The 25,817-nt window shown below is 50.9% G+C and carries 23 protein-coding genes; 12 read left to right on the top strand and 11 right to left on the bottom strand.

The window, feature by feature from the left end:
• Positions 1–73: 73 nt before the first annotated feature.
• Together rihB and ACJHX3_RS12770 are read left to right on the top strand one after the other, a co-directional pair.
• A complete protein-coding gene (rihB, locus tag ACJHX3_RS12775; RefSeq protein ID WP_087890695.1) occupies positions 74–1,015 on the top strand; it encodes a ribosylpyrimidine nucleosidase in 942 nt (313 codons plus the stop codon).
• Between the two features lie 99 nt (positions 1,016–1,114).
• Positions 1,115–2,365, top strand: a complete 1,251-nt coding sequence (locus tag ACJHX3_RS12770; protein ID WP_087890696.1) for a NupC/NupG family nucleoside CNT transporter — start codon at positions 1,115–1,117, stop codon at positions 2,363–2,365.
• A 55-nt stretch (positions 2,366–2,420) separates the two neighbouring features.
• Here ACJHX3_RS12770 and ACJHX3_RS12765 read toward each other — a convergent pair whose 3' ends face one another.
• From ACJHX3_RS12765 to ACJHX3_RS12755, 3 genes are all read right to left on the bottom strand, one after another.
• Entirely contained in the window at positions 2,421–3,509 is a 1,089-nt protein-coding gene (locus tag ACJHX3_RS12765) for a sugar kinase (protein ID WP_072648116.1), read from the bottom strand.
• A 2-nt stretch (positions 3,510–3,511) separates the two neighbouring features.
• Positions 3,512–4,369, bottom strand: coding sequence for a deoxyribonuclease IV (gene nfo, locus ACJHX3_RS12760; protein ID WP_087890697.1), 858 nt, complete (start codon positions 4,367–4,369; stop codon positions 3,512–3,514).
• Between the two features lie 73 nt (positions 4,370–4,442).
• Entirely contained in the window at positions 4,443–5,492 is a 1,050-nt protein-coding gene (locus tag ACJHX3_RS12755; protein ID WP_000182053.1) for a YeiH family protein, read from the bottom strand.
• 98 nt (positions 5,493–5,590) lie between these two features.
• On the opposite strand from ACJHX3_RS12755, the gene yieE reads away from it, so the two are divergent.
• The 3 genes from yieE to cirA all read left to right on the top strand — a co-directional run bounded on the left by yieE (position 5,591) and on the right by cirA (position 10,418).
• On the top strand, positions 5,591–6,472 hold the full coding sequence (gene yieE, locus ACJHX3_RS12750) for a DNA-binding transcriptional regulator YeiE (RefSeq protein WP_000548295.1): 882 nt from the start codon (positions 5,591–5,593) through the stop codon (positions 6,470–6,472).
• A gap of 204 nt (positions 6,473–6,676) precedes the next feature.
• The gene (lysP, locus tag ACJHX3_RS12745) at positions 6,677–8,146 is read left to right on the top strand and encodes a lysine-specific permease (RefSeq protein ID WP_000253273.1); all 1,470 of its coding nucleotides are present in this window, start codon (positions 6,677–6,679) and stop codon (positions 8,144–8,146) included.
• Between the two features lie 292 nt (positions 8,147–8,438).
• Positions 8,439–10,418: a catecholate siderophore receptor CirA gene (gene cirA / locus ACJHX3_RS12740; protein WP_094322026.1), complete on the top strand. Its 1,980-nt coding sequence runs from the start codon at positions 8,439–8,441 to the stop codon at positions 10,416–10,418.
• Positions 10,419–10,449: 31 nt separating this feature from the next.
• On the opposite strand, the gene yeiG is transcribed toward cirA, so the two are convergent.
• A complete protein-coding gene (gene yeiG, locus ACJHX3_RS12735; protein ID WP_000425470.1) occupies positions 10,450–11,286 on the bottom strand; it encodes an S-formylglutathione hydrolase in 837 nt (278 codons plus the stop codon).
• A 257-nt stretch (positions 11,287–11,543) separates the two neighbouring features.
• Between yeiG and folE the strand changes: the two genes are divergently transcribed.
• The 6 genes from folE to mglC all read left to right on the top strand — a co-directional run bounded on the left by folE (position 11,544) and on the right by mglC (position 18,453).
• A complete protein-coding gene (gene folE, locus ACJHX3_RS12730; protein ID WP_001139615.1) occupies positions 11,544–12,212 on the top strand; it encodes a GTP cyclohydrolase I FolE in 669 nt (222 codons plus the stop codon).
• Positions 12,213–12,228: 16 nt separating this feature from the next.
• Entirely contained in the window at positions 12,229–13,386 is a 1,158-nt protein-coding gene (gene yeiB / locus ACJHX3_RS12725) for a DUF418 domain-containing protein YeiB (protein WP_094322027.1), read from the top strand.
• 141 nt (positions 13,387–13,527) lie between these two features.
• Positions 13,528–14,568 (top strand): HTH-type transcriptional regulator GalS, encoded by a 1,041-nt coding sequence (galS, locus tag ACJHX3_RS12720; protein ID WP_000628658.1) that lies wholly within the window; start codon positions 13,528–13,530, stop codon positions 14,566–14,568.
• Between the two features lie 279 nt (positions 14,569–14,847).
• A complete protein-coding gene (mglB, locus tag ACJHX3_RS12715) occupies positions 14,848–15,846 on the top strand; it encodes a galactose/glucose ABC transporter substrate-binding protein MglB (protein WP_001036964.1) in 999 nt (332 codons plus the stop codon).
• A 60-nt stretch (positions 15,847–15,906) separates the two neighbouring features.
• On the top strand, positions 15,907–17,427 hold the full coding sequence (mglA, locus tag ACJHX3_RS12710) for a galactose/methyl galactoside ABC transporter ATP-binding protein MglA (RefSeq protein WP_094322028.1): 1,521 nt from the start codon (positions 15,907–15,909) through the stop codon (positions 17,425–17,427).
• Positions 17,428–17,442: 15 nt separating this feature from the next.
• Positions 17,443–18,453, top strand: coding sequence for a galactose/methyl galactoside ABC transporter permease MglC (gene mglC, locus ACJHX3_RS12705; RefSeq protein ID WP_001275118.1), 1,011 nt, complete (start codon positions 17,443–17,445; stop codon positions 18,451–18,453).
• A 70-nt stretch (positions 18,454–18,523) separates the two neighbouring features.
• Here mglC and preA read toward each other — a convergent pair whose 3' ends face one another.
• The 7 genes from preA to ACJHX3_RS12670 form a co-directional block, all read right to left on the bottom strand.
• Positions 18,524–19,759: an NAD-dependent dihydropyrimidine dehydrogenase subunit PreA gene (gene preA, locus ACJHX3_RS12700; protein ID WP_000956077.1), complete on the bottom strand. Its 1,236-nt coding sequence runs from the start codon at positions 19,757–19,759 to the stop codon at positions 18,524–18,526.
• Entirely contained in the window at positions 19,753–20,991 is a 1,239-nt protein-coding gene (preT, locus tag ACJHX3_RS12695; protein ID WP_001136380.1) for an NAD-dependent dihydropyrimidine dehydrogenase subunit PreT, read from the bottom strand. Before preT ends, preA begins: the two co-directional genes overlap by 7 nt.
• Before the next feature lie 318 nt (positions 20,992–21,309).
• The gene (locus ACJHX3_RS12690) at positions 21,310–21,549 is read right to left on the bottom strand and encodes a DUF2542 family protein (RefSeq protein WP_000383096.1); all 240 of its coding nucleotides are present in this window, start codon (positions 21,547–21,549) and stop codon (positions 21,310–21,312) included.
• Between the two features lie 2 nt (positions 21,550–21,551).
• Positions 21,552–22,271, bottom strand: a complete 720-nt coding sequence (gene sanA / locus ACJHX3_RS12685) for an outer membrane permeability protein SanA (RefSeq protein ID WP_000920064.1) — start codon at positions 22,269–22,271, stop codon at positions 21,552–21,554.
• 149 nt (positions 22,272–22,420) lie between these two features.
• Positions 22,421–23,305: a cytidine deaminase gene (gene cdd, locus ACJHX3_RS12680; RefSeq protein ID WP_000553556.1), complete on the bottom strand. Its 885-nt coding sequence runs from the start codon at positions 23,303–23,305 to the stop codon at positions 22,421–22,423.
• Positions 23,306–23,434: 129 nt separating this feature from the next.
• Entirely contained in the window at positions 23,435–24,130 is a 696-nt protein-coding gene (locus tag ACJHX3_RS12675) for a CidB/LrgB family autolysis modulator (protein ID WP_000968208.1), read from the bottom strand.
• Positions 24,127–24,525, bottom strand: a complete 399-nt coding sequence (locus tag ACJHX3_RS12670; protein WP_001295452.1) for a CidA/LrgA family protein — start codon at positions 24,523–24,525, stop codon at positions 24,127–24,129. The genes ACJHX3_RS12675 and ACJHX3_RS12670 overlap by 4 nt, the downstream gene beginning before the upstream one ends.
• 238 nt (positions 24,526–24,763) lie before the next feature.
• On the opposite strand from ACJHX3_RS12670, the gene dusC reads away from it, so the two are divergent.
• The gene (dusC, locus tag ACJHX3_RS12665) at positions 24,764–25,711 is read left to right on the top strand and encodes a tRNA dihydrouridine(16) synthase DusC (RefSeq protein ID WP_021576266.1); all 948 of its coding nucleotides are present in this window, start codon (positions 24,764–24,766) and stop codon (positions 25,709–25,711) included.
• Positions 25,712–25,817: the final 106 nt, after the last annotated feature.

The following is a 25,817-nucleotide window of genomic DNA, read 5'->3' as shown; positions in this document are numbered from 1 at the left end:
TTCAATCATCGGCCCGGTCGAATTTTCTTTGCTGTAGAAAAAATAACGCAACTGGAAACAGAGGAAATAAACAATGGAAAAGAGAAAAATTATTCTGGATTGTGATCCGGGTCATGATGATGCTATTGCCATAATGATGGCCGCGAAACATCCGGCGATTGATTTATTAGGTATCACCATTGTAGCGGGTAATCAGACGCTTGATAAAACATTAATTAATGGCCTGAATGTTTGCCAGAAACTGGAGATTAATGTTCCGGTTTATGCGGGGATGCCACAGCCCATTATGCGGCAACAAATTGTTGCCGATAATATTCACGGTGAAACCGGACTGGATGGCCCGGTATTCGAGCCGCTGACCCGCCAGGCAGAAAGCACTCATGCGGTGAAATATATCATCGATACCCTGATGGCAAGCGATGGCGATATCACTCTGGTGCCGGTTGGTCCGCTTTCAAATATCGCGGTGGCAATGCGTATGCAACCCGCGATCCTGCCCAAAATCCGTGAAATTGTGCTGATGGGCGGCGCTTACGGTACAGGCAACTTCACCCCATCTGCCGAGTTCAACATCTTTGCCGACCCGGAAGCCGCACGCGTGGTGTTCACCTCCGGCGTTCCGTTGGTGATGATGGGCCTCGATCTCACCAACCAGACTGTTTGCACCCCGGACGTGATTGCTCGGATGGAAAGGGTAGGCGGCCCCGCCGGAGAGCTGTTCAGCGACATCATGAATTTCACTCTAAAAACGCAGTTCGAAAACTACGGCCTGGCTGGCGGCCCGGTGCATGACGCCACCTGCATCGGTTATCTGATTAACCCTGATGGCATTAAAACCCAGGAGATGTACGTCGAAGTGGACGTCAACAGTGGCCCTTGCTATGGGCGTACTGTCTGCGACGAGCTGGGCGTTCTTGGCAAGCCCGCTAATACCAAAGTCGGCATCACTATTGATACCGACTGGTTCTGGGGATTAGTCGAAGAGTGCGTGCGCGGCTACATCAAAACCCATTAAGTGTTGATAACAAGCCGGGTCAGTATCGCAAGATGCAGGCCCGGCTATTTCTGATGGGCAGAAAGCCGTCGCCCAAAATGACATGAAGAGATAATAACTATGGATGTCATGAGAAGTGTTCTGGGAATGGTGGTATTGCTGGCAATTGCGTTTTTACTGTCAGTCAACAAGAAGAAGATCAGCCTGCGTACTGTTGGCGCGGCGTTAGTGTTACAGGTCGTGATTGGCGGCATTATGCTTTGGTTACCACCAGGGCGTTGGGTCGCTGAAAAAGTCGCTTTTGGCGTGCATAAAGTGATGGCGTACAGCGACGCGGGTAGCGCATTTATCTTCGGTTCGCTGGTCGGGCCGAAAATGGACACGCTGTTTGATGGCGCAGGATTTATCTTTGGTTTCAGAGTATTACCGGCAATTATCTTCGTTACAGCACTGGTGAGTATTCTCTACTACATCGGTGTGATGGGGATCTTAATTCGCATTCTCGGCGGTATCTTCCAGAAAGCGTTAAATATCAGCAAGATCGAGTCATTCGTCGCGGTCACTACCATTTTCCTCGGGCAAAACGAAATTTCGGCAATCGTCAAACCCTTTATCGATCGGCTGAATCGCAATGAGTTATTTACAGCGATTTGTAGCGGGATGGCCTCGATTGCTGGTTCGACAATGATTGGTTACGCCGCACTGGGCGTGCCTGTGGAATATCTGCTAGCGGCATCGTTAATGGCGATCCCCGGCGGGATCTTGTTTGCCCGCCTGTTAAGCCCGGCTACCGAATCTTCGCAGGTTTCCTTTAATAACCTCTCTTTCACTGAAACACCGCCAAAAAGCATTATTGAAGCCGCCGCTACAGGGGCAATGACCGGACTGAAAATCGCCGCAGGTGTGGCGACAGTGGTGATGGCATTTGTTGCAATAATTGCGTTGATTAACGGTATTATCGGCGGCGTTGGCGGCTGGTTTGGTTTTGAACATGCCTCGCTGGAGTCCATTTTAGGTTACCTGCTGGCCCCGCTGGCGTGGGTGATGGGGGTTGACTGGAGTGACGCGAATCTTGCCGGGAGTTTGATTGGACAGAAACTGGCGATTAATGAATTTGTCGCTTACCTCAATTTCTCACCTTATCTGCAAACAGCTGGCACTCTGGATGCTAAAACCGTGGCGATTATTTCCTTCGCGTTGTGCGGTTTCGCTAACTTTGGTTCTATCGGGGTGGTGGTTGGCGCATTTTCTGCGGTTGCGCCACACCGTGCACCGGAAATCGCCCAGCTTGGTTTACGCGCGCTGGCGGCGGCGACACTTTCTAACCTGATGAGTGCCACCATTGCAGGATTCTTTATTGGCTTAGCGTAGTGCGCGAGTTATGAGCCGGATAAGATGTAGTCAAGCGTCGAATCCGGCAACATTGTTACACCATCGGCACTAATGAAAGTGCGTTATCGGCAGACAGGGTAGGGTTGTTTAAGCTGCCGCTGGCGCGTGAAATTGCCGCGCAGGCCATCGCAAAACGGGCGCTGTCACGGAAATTGTTTCCTTCCAGAAAGCTATATACCAGGCCCGCCATAAAACCATCGTCAGCACCAAAACTGTCTACTGTCGTATGCGCTGGTGCGGTCAGCAAAAATTGTTCTCCATCCTTTTCGCTGCAATAAACTGACTCATCGGGCAAATAAACAAACAGTTGCTGAACGCCTTGCTGATGCAACGCATTCACTGCGGTATTACGGTCAGCATCGCTGGTGATCGCCTGTCCCCATAAAATTTCCAGCTCCGGTAAAGTGGGTTTCAGGGTGTGAATATGCGCCAGCCAGTGTTTGATTTTGCCCGCTTTGAATTCTGAAACGGTATCGACAAACACCGGGATTTCATCAGCGAGGGTAAAGACCCACTCCAGCGCCTCGGCTGTCAGGTTGCAATCAGCCAGTACCACGCCCGCATGACGAAGTAAATCGCGCGACCCGTTCAGTAGTTGCGGTGTCAACTGATCCAGCAGATGGGTATCGTTAATCGCCAGCACGGTTTGATCGTCTCGATTGGCAATTGCCAGATACGTCGATGTGCTTTGGCCATGTAAACGAACGCAGCCGGAGACATTCACGCCGGCGCGGCGCGTTTCTTCCAGGAGCATTTCGCCATAAAAGTCATCGCCAATCACTGAAAGCAAATGGACGTCGCGGCCTAACAGCGCCAGATTGTGGGCGATATTGCGTCCCACGCCGCCCGCCGAGCAATGAATTGTACCGGGATGAGAAGCCGCTTGTGGGTAACGGATATCCGCCATCCCGCGAATATCCATATTGATTGTCCCCACTACTACGCAGTATTCCTGCTCGGTGAGAATGTAACCTTTGCCTTTAATCCGACCTTTGCGCATTAAATCCATAATATGCGCTGCAACGCGCGAACGGCTGATTTGTAGCATATCCGCAATTTCGTTCTGTTGAATCAGCGGGTTACGCCTTAATATTGCAAGGATCTCCTTCTCCCGGTTATTCATCTTCAGGCTACCGCTTTTTCAGTTTGTTGCGCTTTCAGCCAGGCGATCTCTTCTGCCCAGATATCCGGGTTGATGGTTTCAAGGATCAGCGGAATGCCGTCGAAACGGTCGTCCTGCATGATCCAGCGGAACGCATCATGACCGATATTGCCTTCACCGAGGCTATGATGGCGGTCAACGCGGCTGCCAAAGGTGCTTTTCGCATCGTTAAGGTGCATCCCGCGCAGATACTTAAAGCCGACAATACGGGCAAAATCCGCGAACGTTTTCTCGCATTCGGCTGGAGTACGCAAATCATACCCGGCAGCAAAAGCATGGCAGGTATCAATGCAGACGCCGACGCGGGATTTATCTTCCACGCCGTTGATAATCGCCGCGAGATGTTCGAATTTAAACCCTAAGTTACTGCCCTGACCGGCGGTGTTTTCAATCACCGCTGTCACACCTTGAGTTTTATCCAGCGCAATGTTGATGGATTCGGCAATACGCGCAAGGCAATCCTCTTCTGAAATCTGCATCAGATGGCTGCCAGGGTGGAAGTTGAGCAAAGAAAGCCCCAGCTGTTCGCAACGCTGCATTTCATCTATAAACGCATCGCGCGATTTTTCCAGAGCTTCAGCGACCGGATGTCCGAGGTTAATCAGATAACTGTCGTGGGGAAGAATTTGCGCCGATGTGTAGTGATATTTTTCACAGGCGGCTTTGAATTCATCGATGGTTTGTGTCGTGAGCGGTGCGGCACGCCACTGACGTTGGTTTTTGGTGAACAAGGCAAACGCGGTTGCGTCGATTTCGGCGGCGCGAATTGCGGCATTTGCCAGACCGCCAGCAGCACTAACGTGCGCTCCAATGTATTTCATGCGAGGACTCCTGTTAAACCCGCTGGAGGAAAACGGTAATGATAGCGGGTTAACAGGAGCAAGATGTAGTGGTTTATGCGATGACGCTTTGAATCACATAGTTAATCGCACCACCACCAACAATCAGCCAGGCAAACAGTACCAGTGCCATCAGCAGAGGTTTCGCCCCGGCTTTTTTCAGCGCGCTGACGTGAGTGGTCAGACCCAGCGCCGCCATCGCCATTGCCAGCAGGAAGGTATCCAGCGTTACCAGCATGTTCACCACGCTCTGCGGTAACAGGTGGAACGAGTTAAAGATGGCAACTACGATGAACAAGATGGCAAACCACGGAATAGTGATTTTGCTTTTCTCGCCGCTGTTCGCCCCAGACAGCTGTTTAACACGCGCCGCCAGCAGGATGAGGAACGGAGCCAGCATCATCACGCGCAGCATTTTGGAAATAACTGCTGCGTTTTCTGCATCCGGGCTGATGGCATGACCTGCCGCCACCACCTGCGCCACTTCGTGCACAGTAGAACCAATGTAGATACCGAAAGTTTCTGGACTAAACCATTGAGACATCAGCGGATATATCGCCGGGTAGAGGAAAATCGCCACGGTCCCGAAGATAACAACGGTTGCAACAGCCACGGTTACTTTACTGGCTTCCGCTTTCACTACCGGCTCAGTCGCCAGTACCGCGGCAGCACCACAGATACTGCTACCGGCACCGATCAACCAGCTGGTGTGCTTATCCAGACCAAACACTTTCTGCCCCAGGAAGCAAGCCAGCAGGAAGGTACTGGACAGCGTCAGCACGTCAATGATGATCCCACTGATACCGACATCGGCAATTTGCGAGAACGTCAGACGGAAGCCATAAAGAATGATACCCAGACGTAATAAATATTGCTTGGCAAACAGCACACCACCGTCACAGCTTTTCCAGATGTGCGGATAGATGGTGTTGCCTAAAACCATCCCCAACAAGATTGCGAGGGTGAGGGCACTAAACCCGGCACCCGCAACCGCGGGAATGGAACCACCCCACAGGGCGACCCCGGTGATAACTGCACTCAGGGCTAACCCCGGAATAAAATGCCACAGTGTACGATGTTGTTTCTGTAAGGTGATATTCGTCATAACCCTCTCCTTTAAACGGGCATAAGGTTACGACTAACTGGTTTAAAAATAAAATTGATTATATATTTATAATTAATCTTTATAAGTGGTAAGCGACTATGCACATCACCCTCCGGCAGTTGGAAGTTTTTGCAGAAGTATTGAAAAGTGGATCAACCACCCAGGCGTCGGTGATGCTGGCGTTGTCGCAATCAGCAGTGAGCGCAGCCTTGACCGACCTGGAAGGGCAGCTTGGCGTGCAACTGTTTGATCGCGTGGGGAAAAGACTGGTTGTTAATGAACACGGGCGGCTGCTCTATCCGCGCGCGTTGGCACTGCTTGAACAGGCGGTTGAAATCGAACAACTGTTTCGCGAAGACAACGGCGCGATTCGTATCTATGCCAGTAGTACTATCGGTAACTACATTCTGCCTGCAGTCATTGCCCGTTATCGCCATGATTATCCGCAGTTGCCGATTGAACTTAGCGTTGGGAACAGCCAGGACGTGATGCAAGCGGTGCTGGATTTCCGCGTTGATATTGGCTTTATTGAAGGACCGTGCCACAGCACTGAAATCATTTCTGAACCGTGGCTGGAAGACGAGCTGGTGGTTTTCGCCGCGCCGACTTCGCCATTGGCTCGTGGTCCGGTCACCTTAGAACAGCTGGCCGCTGCGCCGTGGATCCTGCGTGAACGCGGCTCCGGCACGCGGGAGATTGTCGATTATCTGTTGCTGTCACATTTACCGAAGTTTGAGATGGCGATGGAATTAGGTAACTCCGAGGCAATCAAACATGCGGTGCGTCATGGGTTGGGAATTAGTTGCCTGTCGCGACGGGTGATTGAAGATCAATTGCAGGCAGGCACATTAAGTGAAGTTGCGGTCCCTCTGCCGCGCCTGATGCGTACGTTGTGGCGTATACATCATCGGCAAAAACACCTTTCCAACGCGCTACGGCGCTTTCTGAACTATTGCGATCCCGCGAATGTACCGCGTTAAGTTGCTGTACAAGAACATGCTGGTGCTGTGTCGATTTCGTGACGCAGCGCCCTCAGCATGCATTCGCCAGAAAAGAGATTGGCTGCTTTACTTATAATCCCTGGGCGATCATGAAGGTGTCTTATAACCGTGTATTTCTGCCGGAAGGATTGCCAATCGTCTGCTACAATCGCGCCTCATTTTTAAGATGGATAGCATTTTTGTATGGTTTCCGAAACTAAAACCACAGAAGCGCCGGGCTTACGCCGTGAATTAAAGGCGCGTCACCTGACGATGATTGCCATTGGCGGTTCCATCGGTACAGGTCTTTTTGTTGCCTCTGGCGCAACGATTTCTCAGGCAGGTCCGGGCGGGGCATTGCTCTCGTATATGTTGATTGGCCTGATGGTTTACTTCCTGATGACCAGTCTCGGTGAACTGGCTGCATATATGCCGGTTTCCGGTTCGTTTGCCACTTACGGTCAGAACTATGTTGAAGAAGGCTTTGGCTTCGCGCTGGGCTGGAACTACTGGTACAACTGGGCGGTGACTATCGCCGTTGACCTGGTTGCAGCTCAGCTGGTCATGAGCTGGTGGTTCCCGGATACACCGGGCTGGATCTGGAGTGCGCTGTTCCTCGGCGTTATCTTCCTGCTGAACTACATCTCAGTTCGTGGCTTTGGTGAAGCGGAATACTGGTTCTCACTGATCAAAGTCACGACAGTTATTGTCTTTATCATCGTTGGCGTGCTGATGATTATCGGTATCTTCAAAGGCGCGCAGCCTGCGGGCTGGAGCAACTGGACAATCGGCGAAGCGCCGTTTGCTGGTGGTTTTGCGGCGATGATCGGCGTAGCTATGATTGTCGGCTTCTCTTTCCAGGGAACCGAGCTGATCGGTATTGCTGCAGGCGAGTCCGAAGATCCGGCGAAAAACATTCCACGCGCGGTACGTCAGGTGTTCTGGCGAATCCTGTTGTTCTATGTGTTCGCGATCCTGATTATCAGCCTGATTATTCCGTACACCGATCCGAGCCTGCTGCGTAACGATGTTAAAGACATCAGCGTCAGTCCGTTCACCCTGGTGTTCCAGCACGCGGGTCTGCTCTCTGCGGCGGCGGTGATGAACGCAGTTATTCTGACGGCGGTGCTGTCAGCGGGTAACTCCGGTATGTATGCGTCTACTCGTATGCTGTACACCCTGGCGTGTGACGGTAAAGCGCCGCGCATTTTCGCTAAACTGTCGCGTGGTGGCGTGCCGCGTAATGCGCTGTATGCGACGACGGTGATTGCCGGTCTGTGCTTCCTGACCTCCATGTTTGGCAACCAGACGGTATACCTGTGGCTGCTGAACACCTCCGGGATGACGGGCTTTATCGCCTGGCTGGGGATTGCCATTAGCCACTATCGTTTCCGTCGCGGGTACGTATTGCAGGGACACGACATTAACGATCTGCCGTACCGTTCAGGTTTCTTCCCACTGGGGCCGATCTTCGCATTCATTCTGTGTCTGATTATCACTTTGGGCCAGAACTACGAAGCGTTCCTGAAAGATACCATTGACTGGGGCGGCGTAGCGGCAACGTATATTGGTATCCCGCTGTTCCTGATTATTTGGTTCGGCTACAAGCTGATTAAAGGAACACACTTCGTACGTTACAGCGAAATGAAGTTCCCGCAGAACGATAAGAAATAAGTTTCCTCCCTTCCTTGCTAAGCCCTCTCAACCGAGAGGGCTTTTTCAATTCCATTTCCCTGACAAATCATGCGGATATAAAATTTATAATTTGGATTGATAATTGTTATCGTTTGCATTATCGTTACGCCGCAATCAAAAAAGGCTGACAAATCAGAGGCTCTTCCGGCTTTCTGGGATGATCACCTGCATACAAATAAGTCCACCGCGATGCTGCCGTACGCAAGGGGACATGAAGAAGATGTGAGCGATAACCCATTTTATTTTCGTAGTTACCTCATGGAGATATGGAATGTTTAGGTTGAACCCTTTCGTACGGGTCGGGCTGTGTTTGTCCGCTATTTCTTGTGCATGGCCTGTGTTAGCGGTCGATAATGATGGCGAAACGATGGTTGTCACTGCATCTTCCGTTGAACAAAACCTTAAAGATGCACCTGCCAGTATCAGCGTCATTACCCAGGAAGACCTGCAGCGAAAACCGGTACAGAATCTGAAGGATGTCCTCAAAGAAGTGCCTGGCGTACAACTGACGAACGAAGGGGATAACCGTAAGGGCGTTAGTATTCGTGGTCTGGACAGCAGCTACACCCTGATTCTCGTCGACGGTAAACGCGTTAACTCCCGCAATGCCGTCTTCCGCCACAATGATTTCGATCTGAACTGGATCCCGGTCGATTCCATCGAACGTATTGAAGTGGTCCGTGGCCCGATGTCGTCGCTGTACGGTTCCGATGCGCTCGGCGGTGTAGTGAATATCATCACCAAAAAAATCGGTCAGAAATGGTCGGGTACCGTTACCGTCGATACCACCATTCAGGAACATCGCGATCGCGGTGATACCTATAACGGTCAGTTCTTTACCAGCGGACCATTAATTGATGGTGTGCTGGGAATGAAAGCTTACGGCAGCCTGGCAAAACGTGAAAAGGATGACCCGCAAAACTCAACGACCACCGATACCGGAGAAACGCCGCGTATTGAAGGATTCTCCAGCCGCGACGGCAATGTGGAATTTGCCTGGACACCGAATCAAAATCACGATTTTACTGCCGGATACGGTTTCGACCGTCAGGATCGTGATTCCGACTCGCTGGACAAAAACCGCCTGGAACGCCAGAACTACTCCGTCAGCCATAATGGGCGTTGGGATTACGGCACCAGCGAACTGAAATACTACGGTGAGAAAGTCGAGAACAAAAACCCTGGCAACAGCAGCCCGATAACTTCCGAAAGCAATACGGTCGACGGCAAATACACGTTGCCGCTGACGGCGATTAATCAGTTTCTCACGGTTGGCGGTGAATGGCGTCACGACAAACTTAGCGATGCGGTGAACCTGACCGGGGGAACCAGCTCCAAAACATCTGCCAGCCAGTACGCGCTATTTGTTGAAGATGAATGGCGGATCTTCGAGCCGCTGGCGCTGACGACCGGCGTGCGTATGGACGATCACGAAACCTACGGTGAACACTGGAGTCCGCGTGCCTACCTGGTTTATAACGCCACCGACACCGTAACGGTGAAAGGGGGCTGGGCGACGGCATTTAAAGCACCTTCTCTGTTGCAACTTAGCCCTGACTGGACGAGCAATTCCTGCCGTGGCGCATGTAAGATTGTGGGTAGCCCGGATCTGAAACCAGAAACCAGCGAAAGTTGGGAACTGGGGCTTTACTACATGGGCGAAGAAGGCTGGCTGGAAGGGGTGGAATCCAGCGTGACCGTTTTCCGTAACGATGTGAAAGATCGTATCAGCATCAGCCGTACGTCTGACGTCAACGCTGCACCGGGCTACCAAAACTTTGTTGGTTTTACAGCGAACGGTGTGCCGGTATTTAGCTACTACAACGTTAACAAAGCACGTATTCAGGGCGTGGAAACCGAACTGAAAATTCCGTTCAACGATGAATGGAAACTGTCGATCAACTACACCTACAACGATGGTCGTGATGTCAGCAACGGCGAAAACAAACCGCTATCCGATCTGCCGTTCCATACTGCTAACGGTACGCTGGACTGGAAACCGCTGGCACTGGAAGACTGGTCATTCTATGTTTCTGGTCACTATACCGGGCAGAAACGAGCCGACAGCGCGACGGCTAAAACACCGGGCGGTTATACCATCTGGAATACCGGCGCGGCCTGGCAGGTGACTAAAGACGTCAAACTGCGCGCAGGCGTGCTGAACCTTGGCGACAAGGATCTCAGTCGTGACGACTACAGCTATAACGAAGACGGACGTCGTTACTTTATGGCAGTGGATTATCGCTTCTGATGAGAAGATGCCCGGCGAACCGGGCGGACTTTCACTTCAGTAAATACTGCGCATGGAAGCGCAGGTGATCCTCTATAAAAGAGGCGATGAAGTAGTAACTGTGATCATATCCCGGCTGAATACGCAGCGTCATCGGCCACGCTTTCTGGCGCGCGGCTTCCGCCAGCACTGCGGGTTGCAGCTGGTCGGCAAGAAACTGATCATTATCACCCTGATCGATAAGCGTCGGGATCGCATCATGCGCGTTACTGGCATACATCAGCGCACAACTGTCCCATTCCAGCCATGCATTTTTGTCCTCACCTAAATAGGTGCTAAACGCTTTAATGCCCCAGGGTACGCTGCATGGATTCACAATCGGCGCAAAGGCGGAAACGCTGGTGTATTTGCCCGGGTTTTTCAGCGCCATAATCAATGCACCGTGACCACCCATTGAATGACCGCTAATAGCGCAGCGGTCGCTGACATTAAATTGCGACTGAATCAGCGCCGGTAATTCATCGCGCAGATAATCATACATCCGGTAATGCGTCGCCCAAGGCGGTTGCGTGGCATTAAGATAAAAGCCTGCGCCCTGGCCTAAATCGTAGCCATCGTCGTTGGCAACCTGTTCGCCGCGCGGGCTGGTGTCTGGCATCACCAGTACAATCCCCAGTTCCGCCGCCACGCGCTGGGCACCCGCCTTGGTGGTGAAGTTCTCTTCATTGCAGGTTAATCCGGAAAGCCAGTACAGCACTGGAGGCGGGGTGTGATCACGAGGTGGTGGGAGGAAGATACTGAACGTCATCGGGCAGTTTAAGGTACTGGAGTCGTGTCGCCAGCGTTGCTGCCAGCCTTCAAAACAGCGGTGCTCTTCGAGCATTTCCATGCGTGGCTCCTTGTTGTGTTGTTTGCAATTTCTTCATCATATCGTTTATTCAATGTGCTGTGAGTAACTTTCACTTCCGTATTTGCATAACGATGTTTTAACATCTGCTGATGAAAGGCAGCGGCAATTACAATAATTATCGCTGTGAATACTGGATTATGTGCGCCGCCTCACGCACAATAATCAGGCTGTAAATCAGCTTAATAACTTTGCCCCCACGCAGGGCGGAGGCGTCACACCTGCAGGAGAAATCATAAATGCCATCACTCAGTAAAGAAGCGGCCCTGGTTCATGAAGCGTTAGTTGCGCGAGGACTGGAAACACCGCTGCGCCCGCCCGTGCATGAAATGGATAACGAAACGCGCAAAAGCCTTATTGCTGGTCATATGACCGAAATCATGCAGCTGCTGAATCTCGACCTGGCTGATGACAGTTTGATGGAAACGCCGCATCGCATCGCTAAAATGTATGTCGATGAAATTTTCTCCGGTCTGGATTACGTCAATTTCCCGAAAATCACCCTCATTGAAAACAAAATGAAGGTCGATGAAATGGTCACCGTGCGCGATATCACCCTGACCAGCACCTGTGAACACCATTTTGTTACCATCGATGGCAAAGCGACGGTGGCTTATATCCCGAAAGATTCGGTGATCGGTCTGTCAAAAATTAACCGTATTGTGCAGTTCTTTGCCCAGCGTCCGCAGGTGCAGGAACGTCTGACCCAGCAAATTCTCATTGCGCTACAAACGCTGCTGGGCACCAATAACGTGGCTGTCTCTATCGACGCGGTGCATTACTGCGTGAAAGCGCGTGGCATCCGCGACGCAACCAGTGCCACAACAACGACCTCTCTTGGTGGATTGTTCAAATCCAGTCAGAATACGCGCCACGAATTTCTGCGCGCTGTGCGTCATCACAACTGATTAAAAGGCAGGAACCATGGAGCGCAACGTCACGCTCGATTTTGTTCGCGGCGTCGCCATTCTGGGGATCCTGCTATTAAACATCAGCGCCTTTGGGCTACCAAAGGCGGCTTATCTCAATCCCGCCTGGTACGGCGCTATTACGCCGCAGGATGCATGGACCTGGGCATTTCTCGATCTCATCGGCCAGGTGAAATTCCTCACGCTTTTTGCGCTGCTGTTTGGTGCTGGCCTGCAAATGTTGCTGCCCCGTGGCAGACGCTGGATCCAGTCGCGGTTAACGCTGTTAGTCTTGCTGGGCTTTATTCACGGTTTATTGTTCTGGGACGGCGATATTCTGCTGGCTTACGGGCTGGTGGGCTTAATCTGCTGGCGGCTGGTGCGCGATGCGCCATCGGTAAAAAGCCTGTTTAATACAGGCGTCATGCTTTATCTGGTGGGGCTTGGCGTTTTGCTGTTATTGGGGCTGGTTTCCGACAGCCAGACCAGCCGCGCCTGGACGCCGGATGCATCGGCTATTTTGTATGAAAAATACTGGAAGCTTCACGGCGGCGTTGAAGCGATCAATAATCGTGCCGATGGTGTTGGGAACAGTTTACTGGCACTGGGCGCACAGTATGGCTGGCAACTGGCAGGGATGATGCTCATTGGTGCGGCGCTGATGCGCAGCGGCTGGCTGAAAGGGCAGTTCAGCTTACGTCACTATCGTCGTACTGGTTTTGTGCTGGTGGCGATTGGGGTGACCATTAACCTTCCTGCCATCGCCCTGCAATGGCAGCTGGACTGGGCGTATCGCTGGTGTGCCTTCTTACTTCAAATGCCGCGGGAACTGAGTGCGCCGTTTCAGGCGATTGGCTATGCGTCGCTGTTTTATGGCTTCTGGCCGCAATTAAGCCGCTTTAAGCTGGTGCTTGCGATCGCCTGCGTCGGACGGATGGCGCTGACCAACTATCTATTGCAAACGCTGATTTGTACCACGCTTTTTTACCACCTCGGTTTGTTTATGCATTTTGACCGTCTGGAGCTGCTGGCGTTTGTTATTCCGGTATGGCTGGCGAATATCCTCTTCTCTGTTATCTGGCTGCGTTACTTCCGCCAGGGGCCGGTGGAATGGCTCTGGCGTCAGTTAACTTTGCGTGCTGCCGGACCGGCAATATCTAAAACATCAAGATAACGATCTGGATCACATTCGTTAACAAAACGGCTGTAACCGTTTCCATTGCTGTGACTCGATTCACGAAGTCCTGTATTCAGTGCTGACAAAATAGCCGCCAGCAAGCAGTCATTTACTGCAATCTCATAACAGGTAGTGAATATGATCACCATTCGTGATGTAGCGCGTCAGGCTGGCGTCTCTGTGGCAACGGTTTCCCGGGTGCTCAATAACAGCACGCTGGTCAGTGCCGACACGCGTGAAGCAGTAATGAAAGCCGTGAGTGAGCTGGATTATCGGCCAAACGCCAATGCCCAGGCGCTGGCAACTCAGGTTAGCGATACCATTGGCGTGGTGGTGATGGACGTTTCTGATGCGTTTTTCGGCGCGCTGGTAAAAGCGGTGGATCTGGTCGCCCAGCAGCATCAGAAATACGTGCTAATAGGCAATAGCTATCATGAAGCGGAAAAAGAGCGTCACGCCATTGAGGTGTTAATTCGCCAGCGTTGTAATGCGTTGATTGTTCACTCAAAAGCATTGAGTGACGATGAACTGGCACAATTTATGGATAACATTCCCGGTATGGTGTTAATCAACCGCGTTGTGCCGGGGTACGCCCATCGTTGCGTTTGCCTGGATAATCTCAGCGGTGCCCGAATGGCGACGCGCATGTTGCTGAATAACGGTCATCAACGTATTGGTTATCTTTCTTCCAGCCACGGCATTGAAGATGACGCAATGCGTAAAGCAGGCTGGATGAGCGCGTTGAAAGAGCAGGATATTATTCCGCCGGAAAGCTGGATTGGCACTGGCACGCCGGACATGCCGGGCGGTGAGGCGGCGATGGTTGAACTGCTGGGGCGCAATCTACAACTTACCGCTGTATTTGCTTATAACGACAATATGGCTGCTGGCGCACTGACAGCATTAAAAGATAATGGCATTGCGATTCCGTTACATCTCTCAATCATCGGTTTCGATGATATTCCCATCGCCCGTTACACCGACCCGCAATTAACGACCGTGCGTTATCCCATTGCTTCAATGGCTAAATTAGCCACCGAACTGGCCTTGCAGGGGGCAGCAGGCAATATTGATCCTCGTGCCAGCCACTGTTTTATGCCGACGTTAGTGCGTCGCCATTCTGTCGCAACGCGCCAGAATGCGGCGGCGATCACTAACTCAACAAATCTGGCGATGTAACCGCTTTCAATCTGTGAGTGATTTCACAGTATCTTAACAATGTGATGGCTATGATTGCACCGTTTTAACGTTGTAACCCGTATGTAACAGTGAATAATCACTTTCACCGAGGTAATAGCGTCATAACAACAATTAAAGCCGTTTTCTGGAGCGTTACCGGGCATGGAAGAACGAATTTTAAAAAGTGAGCTTCGGCGTTCAGTAACACTTCATTAACTCTACTGCCCCGCCGAGCATTTATCTCAAGCACTACCCTGCATAAGAAAAACCGGAGATACCATGAATAAGAAGGTGTTAACCCTATCTGCTGTGATGGCCAGCATGTTATTCGGTGCCGCTGCACACGCTGCTGATACTCGCATTGGTGTAACAATCTATAAGTACGACGATAACTTTATGTCTGTGGTGCGCAAGGCTATTGAGCAAGATGCGAAAGCCGCGCCAGATGTTCAGCTGCTGATGAATGATTCTCAGAATGACCAGTCCAAGCAGAACGATCAGATCGACGTATTGCTGGCGAAAGGGGTGAAGGCACTGGCAATCAACCTGGTTGACCCGGCAGCTGCGGGTACGGTGATTGAGAAAGCGCGTGGGCAAAACGTGCCGGTGGTTTTCTTCAACAAAGAACCGTCTCGTAAGGCGCTGGATAGCTACGACAAAGCCTACTACGTTGGCACTGACTCCAAAGAGTCCGGCATTATTCAGGGCGATTTGATTGCTAAACACTGGGCGGCGAATCAGGGTTGGGATCTGAACAAAGACGGTCAGATTCAATTCGTACTGCTGAAAGGTGAGCCGGGGCATCCGGATGCAGAAGCACGTACCACTTACGTGATTAAAGAATTGAACGACAAAGGCATTAAAACTGAACAGTTACAGTTAGATACCGCTATGTGGGATACCGCTCAGGCGAAAGATAAGATGGACGCCTGGCTGTCTGGCCCGAACGCCAACAAAATCGAAGTGGTTATCGCCAACAACGATGCGATGGCAATGGGCGCGGTAGAAGCACTGAAAGCACACAACAAGTCCAGCATTCCGGTGTTTGGCGTCGATGCGCTGCCAGAAGCGCTGGCGCTGGTGAAATCCGGTGCACTGGCGGGCACCGTACTGAACGATGCTAACAACCAGGCGAAAGCGACCTTTGATCTGGCGAAAAACCTGGCCGATGGTAAAGGTGCGGCTGATGGCACCAACTGGAAAATCGACAACAAAGTGGTCCGCGTACCTTATGTTGGCGTAGATAAAGACAACCTGGCTGAATTCAGCAAGAAATAAGACTGATTGGGCGCAGTCGTTTACTGCGCCCTTATTGTATGGCCAACAAGGTAAAATTATATGGTCAGCTCAACGACTCCGTCTTCCGGGGAATACTTGTTGGAAATGAGCGGTATCAACAAGTCTTTTCCTGGTGTTAAGGCACTTGATAACGTTAATTTAAAAGTCCGGCCACATTCTATCCATGCATTAATGGGGGAAAACGGCGCAGGAAAATCAACATTATTAAAATGCCTGTTTGGTATTTATCAAAAAGACTCCGGCACCATTTTATTCCAGGGTAAAGAGATCGATTTCCATTCTGCAAAAGAAGCGCTGGAAAATGGTATTTCGATGGTACACCAGGAGTTAAACCTGGTATTACAACGTTCGGTGATGGATAACATGTGGCTGGGGCGATATCCCACCAAAGGCATGTTTGTCGATCAGGACAAAATGTACCGCGAAACCAAAGCGATTTTTGATGAACTGGATATTGATATCGATCCGCGTGCGCGCGTCGGCACATTATCCGTTTCGCAAATGCAGATGATCGAAATCGCCAAAGCGTTTTCCTATAACGCGAAAATTGTGATTATGGATGAACCGACTTCTTCGTTAACCGAAAAAGAAGTTAATCATCTGTTCACTATTATCCGTAAATTAAAAGAGCGCGGCTGCGGTATTGTTTATATCTCGCATAAAATGGAAGAAATCTTCCAGTTATGTGATGAAGTCACCGTATTGCGCGACGGTCAGTGGATCGCCACCGAGCCGCTGGCAGGGCTGACGATGGACAAGATCATCGCCATGATGGTTGGGCGTTCTCTTAACCAACGTTTCCCTGACAAAGAAAACAAGCCGGGCGAAGTGATTCTGGAAGTGCGTAACCTGACGTCACTGCGCCAGCCGTCGATTCGCGATGTCTCGTTTGATCTGCATAAAGGGGAGATCCTCGGTATTGCCGGTCTGGTGGGGGCGAAACGTACCGATATTGTTGAGACGTTATTTGGTATTCGCGAGAAATCGGCTGGCACCATTACGTTGCACGGCAAAAAGATCAATAACCATAATGCCAACGAAGCCATAAACCACGGATTTGCACTGGTAACTGAAGAGCGCCGCTCAACGGGAATTTATGCCTATCTGGATATCGGTTTTAACTCGTTAATTTCCAATATTCGCAACTACAAAAATAAAGTTGGTTTACTGGATAACTCGCGGATGAAAAGCGATACCCAGTGGGTGATTGATTCGATGCGGGTAAAAACACCGGGGCATCGGACGCAAATTGGTTCGCTCTCCGGCGGTAATCAGCAAAAGGTGATTATTGGTCGCTGGCTACTAACGCAACCAGAAATATTAATGCTCGATGAACCGACGCGCGGTATTGATGTCGGAGCGAAGTTTGAGATCTATCAGTTAATTGCCGAACTGGCGAAGAAAGGCAAAGGGATTATTATTATCTCCTCTGAAATGCCTGAGTTGTTAGGGATAACAGACCGTATTCTGATCATGAGCAATGGTCTCGTTTCCGGAATTGTCGATACAAAAACAACAACGCAAAACGAAATTCTGCGTCTTGCGTCTTTGCACCTTTAAGATTAGGGGCTTCCCATGAGTGCGTTAAATAAGAAAAGTTTTCTTACTTACCTGAAAGAGGGCGGTATTTACGTCGTTCTTTTAGTTTTGCTGGCAATTATTATTTTCCAGGACCCAACATTTTTAAGTCTGTTGAACTTAAGTAATATTCTCACCCAGTCATCGGTGCGTATTATTATCGCGCTCGGTGTGGCAGGGTTGATTGTCACCCAGGGGACCGACCTTTCTGCAGGTCGCCAGGTGGGGCTGGCGGCAGTAGTAGCGGCGACGTTATTGCAGTCCATGGATAACGCCAACAAAGTGTTCCCGGAAATGGCGACGATGCCGATTGCGCTGGTTATTCTGATTGTCTGTGCCATTGGTGCGGTGATCGGTTTGATCAACGGTCTGATTATCGCCTATCTCAACGTGACGCCGTTCATTACCACGCTCGGCACGATGATCATCGTCTATGGCATCAACTCGCTCTATTACGACTTTGTCGGGGCGTCGCCGATTTCTGGTTTCGACAGTGGCTTCTCTACCTTTGCTCAGGGCTTTGTCGCGCTGGGGAGTTTCCGTCTCTCTTACATCACCTTCTACGCGTTGATTGCGGTGGCGTTCGTCTGGGTGTTGTGGAACAAAACCCGCTTCGGTAAGAACATTTTTGCCATTGGCGGTAACCCGGAAGCGGCAAAAGTATCTGGTGTCAACGTCGGCCTGAACCTGCTGATGATCTACGCGTTGTCTGGCGTGTTCTATGCCTTTGGCGGGATGTTAGAAGCCGGACGTATCGGCTCTGCCACCAACAACCTCGGCTTTATGTATGAGCTGGATGCTATCGCGGCGTGCGTGGTAGGCGGTGTATCGTTCAGCGGCGGTGTGGGGACGGTGATTGGCGTGGTGACCGGGGTAATTATCTTTACGGTCATTAACTATGGCCTGACGTACATCGGCGTAAACCCATACTGGCAGTACATCATCAAAGGGGCGATTATTATCTTCGCCGTGGCACTGGATTCACTGAAATACGCGCGTAAGAAATGATGTGAATGTGGGTATTGCCGGATGCGCCGCATCCGGCAATCGGTGCCAAATGCCGGATGCGTCTCTGGTTTTACAACGTTACCGGGTGTTCTTTCTCTCCCTTCTTAAACTTCACTTCTCCGAGATCAATACAACCCACCGGGCAGACGTGACCGCAAAGCAGACAACCGACGCATTTCTCGGTATTACAATGCGGTGTACGGGTTTTCTCGCTCCATTCCATCGCCTGGTGACCGCCGTCGTAACAGGAAATATAACAGCGTCCACAGCCAACACATTTATCAAGATTGATATGGGGATAGACAATATAACTGCGGTCTAAATCTTCCGCTGGGACAATATTGTGATTCGCCAGACCCACCATCTCCTGCAACGAATCAAATCCCTGATCGGCGAGATAATGCGACAACCCGCTCGCCATATCTTCCACTATCCGATAGCCGTACTGCATAATGCCGGTGGTCACCTGTAACGTTGCTGCGCCGAGCAATAAAAACTCCGCCGCATCCTCCCAGGTTTCAATGCCGCCGATACCGCTGATCGGGAAATTGCGCAGTTCTGGATGGGTGCGCATTTGCTGAATAAAGCGCAGGGCGATCGGTTTCACTGCTTTACCGGAATAACCGGAAATACTCGATTTACCGTTAACGATCGGCATACCAATTTTCTGATTAAGATCGATATTGGTGATTGATTTAACGGTGTTAATCGCCGCAATGCCATCTGCGCCGCCACGCTTCGCTGCCAGCGCCACTTCGCACATATCACCGATGTTCGGCGTCATCTTCGCCAGCATTGGCAGCGTGGAACCACGTTTCACTGCACGACAATATTTTTCTACCAGCTCCGGGCTTTGCCCGACATCGCTACCCATCGCATGAGAAGTCATTTGCGGACAGGAGAAGTTACACTCGATCATATCCGCGCCAGCTTCTTGCACCAGGCGCGCCAGCTCCTCCCATTGCTGCTCATTTTCCCCCATGATCGAAGCGATCAATACTTTGTCCGGGTAATCTTCCTTCAGCCGACGCAGGGCGGCCAGATTCTCTTCCAACGGATGTTCAGCAATCTGCTCCATATTTTTGAAGCCGATAAAACCGGTATCTTCTTTCACCAGATGATCAAAACGCGGCGAGACTTCGTTGGCGATAAAAAAACCGATCGTTTTAAACACCACGCCACCCCAGCCTGTGTCGTAGGCTTTGGCACACATCTCATAGCAGTTGCCTACCGGCGAAGAAGAGAGGCAGAACGGGTTGGGAAACTTCACGCCGCAAAAAGTAATCGAAAGATCTTTCGTTAACATGAGCAAGCTCCCTCTAAATAGTGATGAATCGCCCCGGCGGCTTCTTTCCCGGTTTTCACTGCATAGACCACGGTTTTGTCACCCTCAACAATATCGCCAGCAGCAAAGACTTGCGGATCGCGGGTCTGATAATTTTGTGTTTTGATGGTGTTACGCTGCGGCTCTAACTCCGCAAAGGCATCCAGTCTGGCATGCTGACCGACGGCGAGAATAATTTTATCTGCCGCCATCGTCAGTTCGCCCGGTAACCGTACATGCTTAAACGTGACTTTATTGCCTTCCACGGCTACTGGCGTGAATCCATCGATGATCGAAACGCCCAGCTCCCGAGCGCTGGCAAACTCTTTTTCGCTTGCCGGAAACTCATCTAACTCTTCACGCGCTACGCAAGTTACTGCCTGACAGCCGAGAACTTTCAGCGTGCTGGCTACGTCCATCGCGACATCACCGCCGCCGATAATTAATGCGCTTTGTGGAATGCTGATATCGCCTTGCGCCTGTCGTGCACGTTGCAAGAAGTCGACGGCAATCTCAACGTCGCTATGCTCAAACAGTGGTAGCCCCGAACCGCTTGATAACCCCACGGTGACCAGTACCGCGCGGTTTTCCGCTTTCAGTTGCTCCAGGGTGAGTGTGTTACCGATTTCGTTATTGCACTTAATGGTCACGCCCATTTTTTCAATACGGGCGATTTCTGCATCCAGTACTGATTGCGGTAACCGGAATTGCGGAATGCCGTTACGCAACCAGCCACCGGGTTGTGCTTCTTTCTCATAGATCGTGACGTCATAACCCTGGTTTGTCAGTGTCACACTGGCCTGCAATCCGGCAGGACCCGCGCCAATAATGGCGACTTTGCCGAGCGTTTTAGTACCGGGCTGATAAATTTCCATCCCAGTTTGTTGTTCAAAATCAGTAACAAAACGCTGTAAGCGACCGATATCAATGGGAGTATCAACACCGGCACGGGTACAACCGCTTTGGCATAATTTCTCCGTCGGGCACACTCTGGCACAAACGGCACCGAGGGCATTATTTTCACGAATTGTCTCGGCAGCGCCTTTAAAATTACGAAAGTAGATTGAGCGAATAAATTTCCCCGGATCGGTCTGTGCCGGGCAAGCCTGACTACAGGGAGCGTCGTGACATAATAAACAGCGAGAGGCTTCTTTAATCGCCAGTAACGGTGTAAAAGCCGGAGTGAGTTCATCCAGATAATTTTGTTGCGGCATGTGATCTTCCTTAATGCTATGAGTAATTAAGGCGAACGCTAAATATACTCGTCATACTTCAAGTTGCATGTGCTGCGTCTGCGTTCGCTCACCCCAGTCACTTACTTATGTAAGCTCCTGGGGACTCACTCACTTGTCGCCTTCCTGCAACTCGAATTATTTAGAGTATAAATATTGCGTGCTGATATTAAGGCTATGCGCGTGGGGAAATTTAAACTGTGAAAGGATTCACAAATAGCTGCGGTTCAGAATGTTATATCCGCAGCTTATTGAGTGAAGTAATAATTATTCTCAATAATTAACAGAAAAGAGAAAATATTAACGATAGAAAATAAGATAAACAATCATGCCGATAGATAAAATTCCGAAGCCGATATATGCCACCATATAAGCGAAGAAGAGTCCGGGATTTTTTGCTCGCCAGACATACACCGGTTCCGGTGCATTTTTAACCCGTTTATCAATTGCGCCTGCGCGCCAGCCTTTCCATGCTTCGCGGAAACAAAATATCGGGATAAGGAAAAAAACGGCAACGACAAAAAACTGCTGTACATCCATAACTACTTTCCTTGTTTCTTTTGTAATTCAAGTAACTGTTCGGGTGTGACGGCGGGATACCCCTGCGCATCTTCCGGCACCTGGTGCATAGCCGGAATAGGGACCAGCGGCCCTAAAAAACGCGGTTCACGTTTAAAAATATAAAGGTCAGCCAGCGCTCCGAAACGGGCGGCAAATTCGCGAATACGTACTGACAGCATATCTTTCGGTGACGGTACGGCATAACACTGAGCCTGAATCCCCATATGCAGCGCAATAAATAATGCCCGCTCACAGTGGAAACGTTGGGTGATAATAATGAAATCATTAGTATCGAAAACTTTGCGTGTACGCACGATGGAATCCAGCGTACGAAAGCCTGCGTAATCGAGAACAATATCTGATGGGTCGACACCAGCAGCGATTAAATCTTTGCGCATGGTCATCGGCTCATTATAACTTTGCAATGCGTTATCGCCGCTCAGTAATAGATAATTTACCTTACCGCTGTTATAGGCATTAATCGCTCCTTGAATGCGGTAGCGATAATACTGATTAATTACGCCAGTACGATAATATTTTGCTGTGCCGAGCACCACACCGACCTGGCGGTAGGGGAGATCTTGCAATTCGTCGTAGATATAAGGCGCGGTTTTCCAGCTCATCCAGCGATCGAGGCCGAGCACAGTCAACAGCAGCAAGCCGATCAGGACTAACAGGCTGAGGAACACGCGCTTTAACATGCAGGAGACTCGATCTAAGGAAAATTTCCATCAGGCTACTTTACCCGCTGGTTTTGCGCAAGAAACGGCAAACTGTTTGCCGGGATTTTCGACACCAGGAAAGGGCTGGCAAGCCGGACAAGGCGTTCACGCCGCATCCGGCACCAGGCTTAAGCGAGAAGCACGCGGTCGATATTGTAACAGCCGAGAGCTTTCAGCGTTGCGGAGGTGGCATCCCACTGAATCAACGGCGCATCGGCTTTTTCTGCCAGAACCGCGCGCTGGATATCCGGGTAATCATAACCCTTGAGATTCAACAGAATTAACGCCCCCTGCAACGGTGGCAGAGTCGGGTTGAATGCGGCGTTTTCAGCGTAGCTGCCGCTGAAAATACGACCGTCTTTACATTCCAGCGCGACACCGCTTGGCGACTTACTGTAAGGCATGTGCGAACGGTTTGCCGCTGCAATCGCCGCCTGAGAAAGCGCATCACCAGTCAGCGCATAGCCGTGATCCTGCTCGTCCATCAGCAGCGTTTTAATCTCCAGATCTTTCGGCCCAAAGGCATCCGGCAGATAGTCACGCAGCGCGTGTGCCTCGCGGCCCGGCAGATGAATACGCAGATCCAGACCGCTGTTTAGTTCATTCATAAACTGACGGCAGTGACCACAAGGCGTGTAGTTAACGGTGATGGCTGCAAGCGCTTTTTCACCACTCAACCAGGCGTGGCTGATCGCGCTTTGTTCGGCATGAACGGTTTGCTGCATTGTCGCACCAATAAATTCCATATTGGCACCAAAATACCAGGTTCCGCTCACACCGCGCGCAATTGCGCCAACATTAAAATTCGACAATGGCGTACGCGCACAGGCCGCCGCCAGCGGAAGTAGTGCGAATGCCAGCGCGTCTTCGTCCAGCCCCGTTGCGCTCTTTAGCGATGAGACTTGCTCCCCGGTCAACAAAGCGGGGAAGTACTTGTCTGCCAGAATAGGTTCCAGTGCAGATTGCAAGTTATCCGCAAGTTGGGCAAAAGCGGTTTGAAAACGTGGATGCATGGCGTTGCCTCATAATCATGTAATGGGATAACAGTTTACGAACCCGTTATGGCTTTATATGTGATCTGAATCTCATTAATTATGCAACGCGTGAAACTTACATCAAAAATGCGCGACGCATCGCAAATTTTAGCCCATTACTGCCAGAATAATCGGGAAAAGGAACGGTGCGATCAGCGAAGTAATTATCCCGCATAACACCAGCGCTAGCGAACTAAATGCACCTTCCTGATAATCCAGCTCGGCGCAGCGCGCCGTACCGAGGGCGTGCGAGGCAGTCCCCATTGCCAGACCGCGCGCAGCTTTGGTACGGATACGCATCGCATTAAGCAATGTATGGCCAAACACAGCGCCGAGGATGCCGACGAAAATCACGCAAACTGCGCTGATTGCCGGAATACCGCCAATACTGCCGCCAACCGCCATTGCAATAGGCGTGGTGACTGATTTCGGCAGGATTGACGCGGCGATTTCCGGAGAAGCGCCCATCAACAATGCCACGGAAGTCCCCGTCACCATCGCAACCACGCTGCCGATAAAACAGATGGTGATGATCGATTTCCAGCGCGCGCGGATCTGGTGTAGCTGCTCATATAAAGGATAGGCCAGCGCAACGACCGCCGGTTGCAGCAGATCGTTTAGCACTTCGCTACCTTTAAAGTAGCTGTCGTAAGAGATGCCGGTCAGCATTAAAAAAGGAATGATCACCACCATTGCTACCAGCAACGGGTTAAGTAGCGGAAACTTATACCGTGCCGCCAGTTTGCGGGCGGCAAAAAAGACAATCAACGTCAGCGGTAATGACCACCAGATATTCGCCATCATTCTTCTGATCCTTTCTGACCTACGACTTTACGTTCACCGTGCACCAGTTGCGAACTCCAGCTCACCACCAGAAAAACCACCAGCGTACTGACTGCACAGGAAACCACTACCGGGCCAAACTGTGCGCGGAGCAAATCAAAATATTGCATGACGCCTACGCCAATCGGCACAAACAATAGCGCCATATAGCGAATCAGTACGTAGCACCCCGGATTGACCCATTTTGCCGGAAGAATTTGCAAGGCCAGCAGGACAAACAGGATCAGCATCCCGATGATGCTGCCCGGAATGGTTACCGGTAGCAGTGAAGCAATGAAAATGCCTGCATACAGGCAGGCATAAATCAGGACAAAAGCACGTAAATATTGCCAGATAATGTTCAGTGTCTTACTCATAATCAACACCCCAGATGAGATGGATTCATCATACAATTAATTCGTAAAACGTGCTACCGATCACATTAAGAAATCAGCGCTTATTTTTTCGCTCCCGGGCATTACGCAATGAGCAGCGAACTCAGGCATACATCAAGAATAGAGAGGGATTGCAGTTTGCAGCAATCCCTCTTTGCAGACCTTTAATCCGTTGACTATAGGCGCTAACATAGCGCCTCATTTTTTTGCGGGTGATGATATGCGTGTGTTACTGGCACCGATGGAGGGAGTGCTTGACTCTCTGGTGCGTGAATTGCTGACCGAAGTTAACGACTACGATCTGTGCATCACCGAGTTTGTCCGCGTGGTGGATCAACTGCTGCCAATAAAAGTCTTTCATCGCATTTGCCCTGAGCTACAAAATGCCAGCCGGACACCTTCCGGTACGCTGGTGCGCGTGCAGTTGTTAGGCCAGTTCCCACAATGGCTGGCAGAGAACGCCGCCCGTGCAGTTGAGTTAGGTTCCTGGGGCGTGGATCTCAATTGCGGCTGCCCGTCGAAAACGGTTAACGGTAGCGGCGGTGGGGCGACGTTACTCAAAGATCCTGAACTCATCTACCAGGGTGCAAAAGCGATGCGCGAAGCTGTACCGGCGCATTTGCCCGTCAGCGTAAAAGTGCGTCTGGGCTGGGACAGCGGTGAGAAGAAATTTGAAATCGCCGATGCGGTGCAACAGGCTGGTGCTACAGAGCTGGTGGTGCATGGGCGGACGAAAGAGCAGGGTTACCGCGCGGAGCATATTGACTGGCAGGCGATTGGCGAGATTCGCCAGCGGCTGAATATTCCGGTGATTGCCAACGGTGAAATCTGGGACTGGCAGAGTGCGCAACAATGCATGACGATCAGCGGATGCGACGCAGTGATGATTGGTCGCGGGGCGCTCAATATTCCCAACCTGAGCCGGGTGGTAAAATATAACGAACCGCGAATGCCGTGGCCGGAGGTGGTTGCTTTGCTGCAAAAATATACTCGTCTGGAAAAGCAGGGCGATACCGGGTTATATCACGTAGCGCGGATTAAACAGTGGTTGAGTTATTTGCGTAAAGAATACGATGAAGCAACGGAATTATTTCAGCATGTTCGGGTGTTGAATAATTCCCATGATATTGCAAGGGCTATTCAGGCAATTGATATCGAGAAACTCTAAGAAACCATAGTGATGTTTTTTGACAATGTGTTAGCTCTTTATCAATAGGCCGCACGGTTGTTTGGTGGCGTCAAAATCGCCGAGGCGTTCCCTGAAGGCCGGGGCA

Source organism: Escherichia sp. WS1265 (assembly GCF_046487585.1).
GTDB classification, from domain to species: Bacteria; Pseudomonadota; Gammaproteobacteria; order Enterobacterales; family Enterobacteriaceae; genus Escherichia; species Escherichia coli.
Note: the sequence above shows the minus strand (reverse complement) of the source record. Positions and strands in the feature narration are given on the sequence as shown.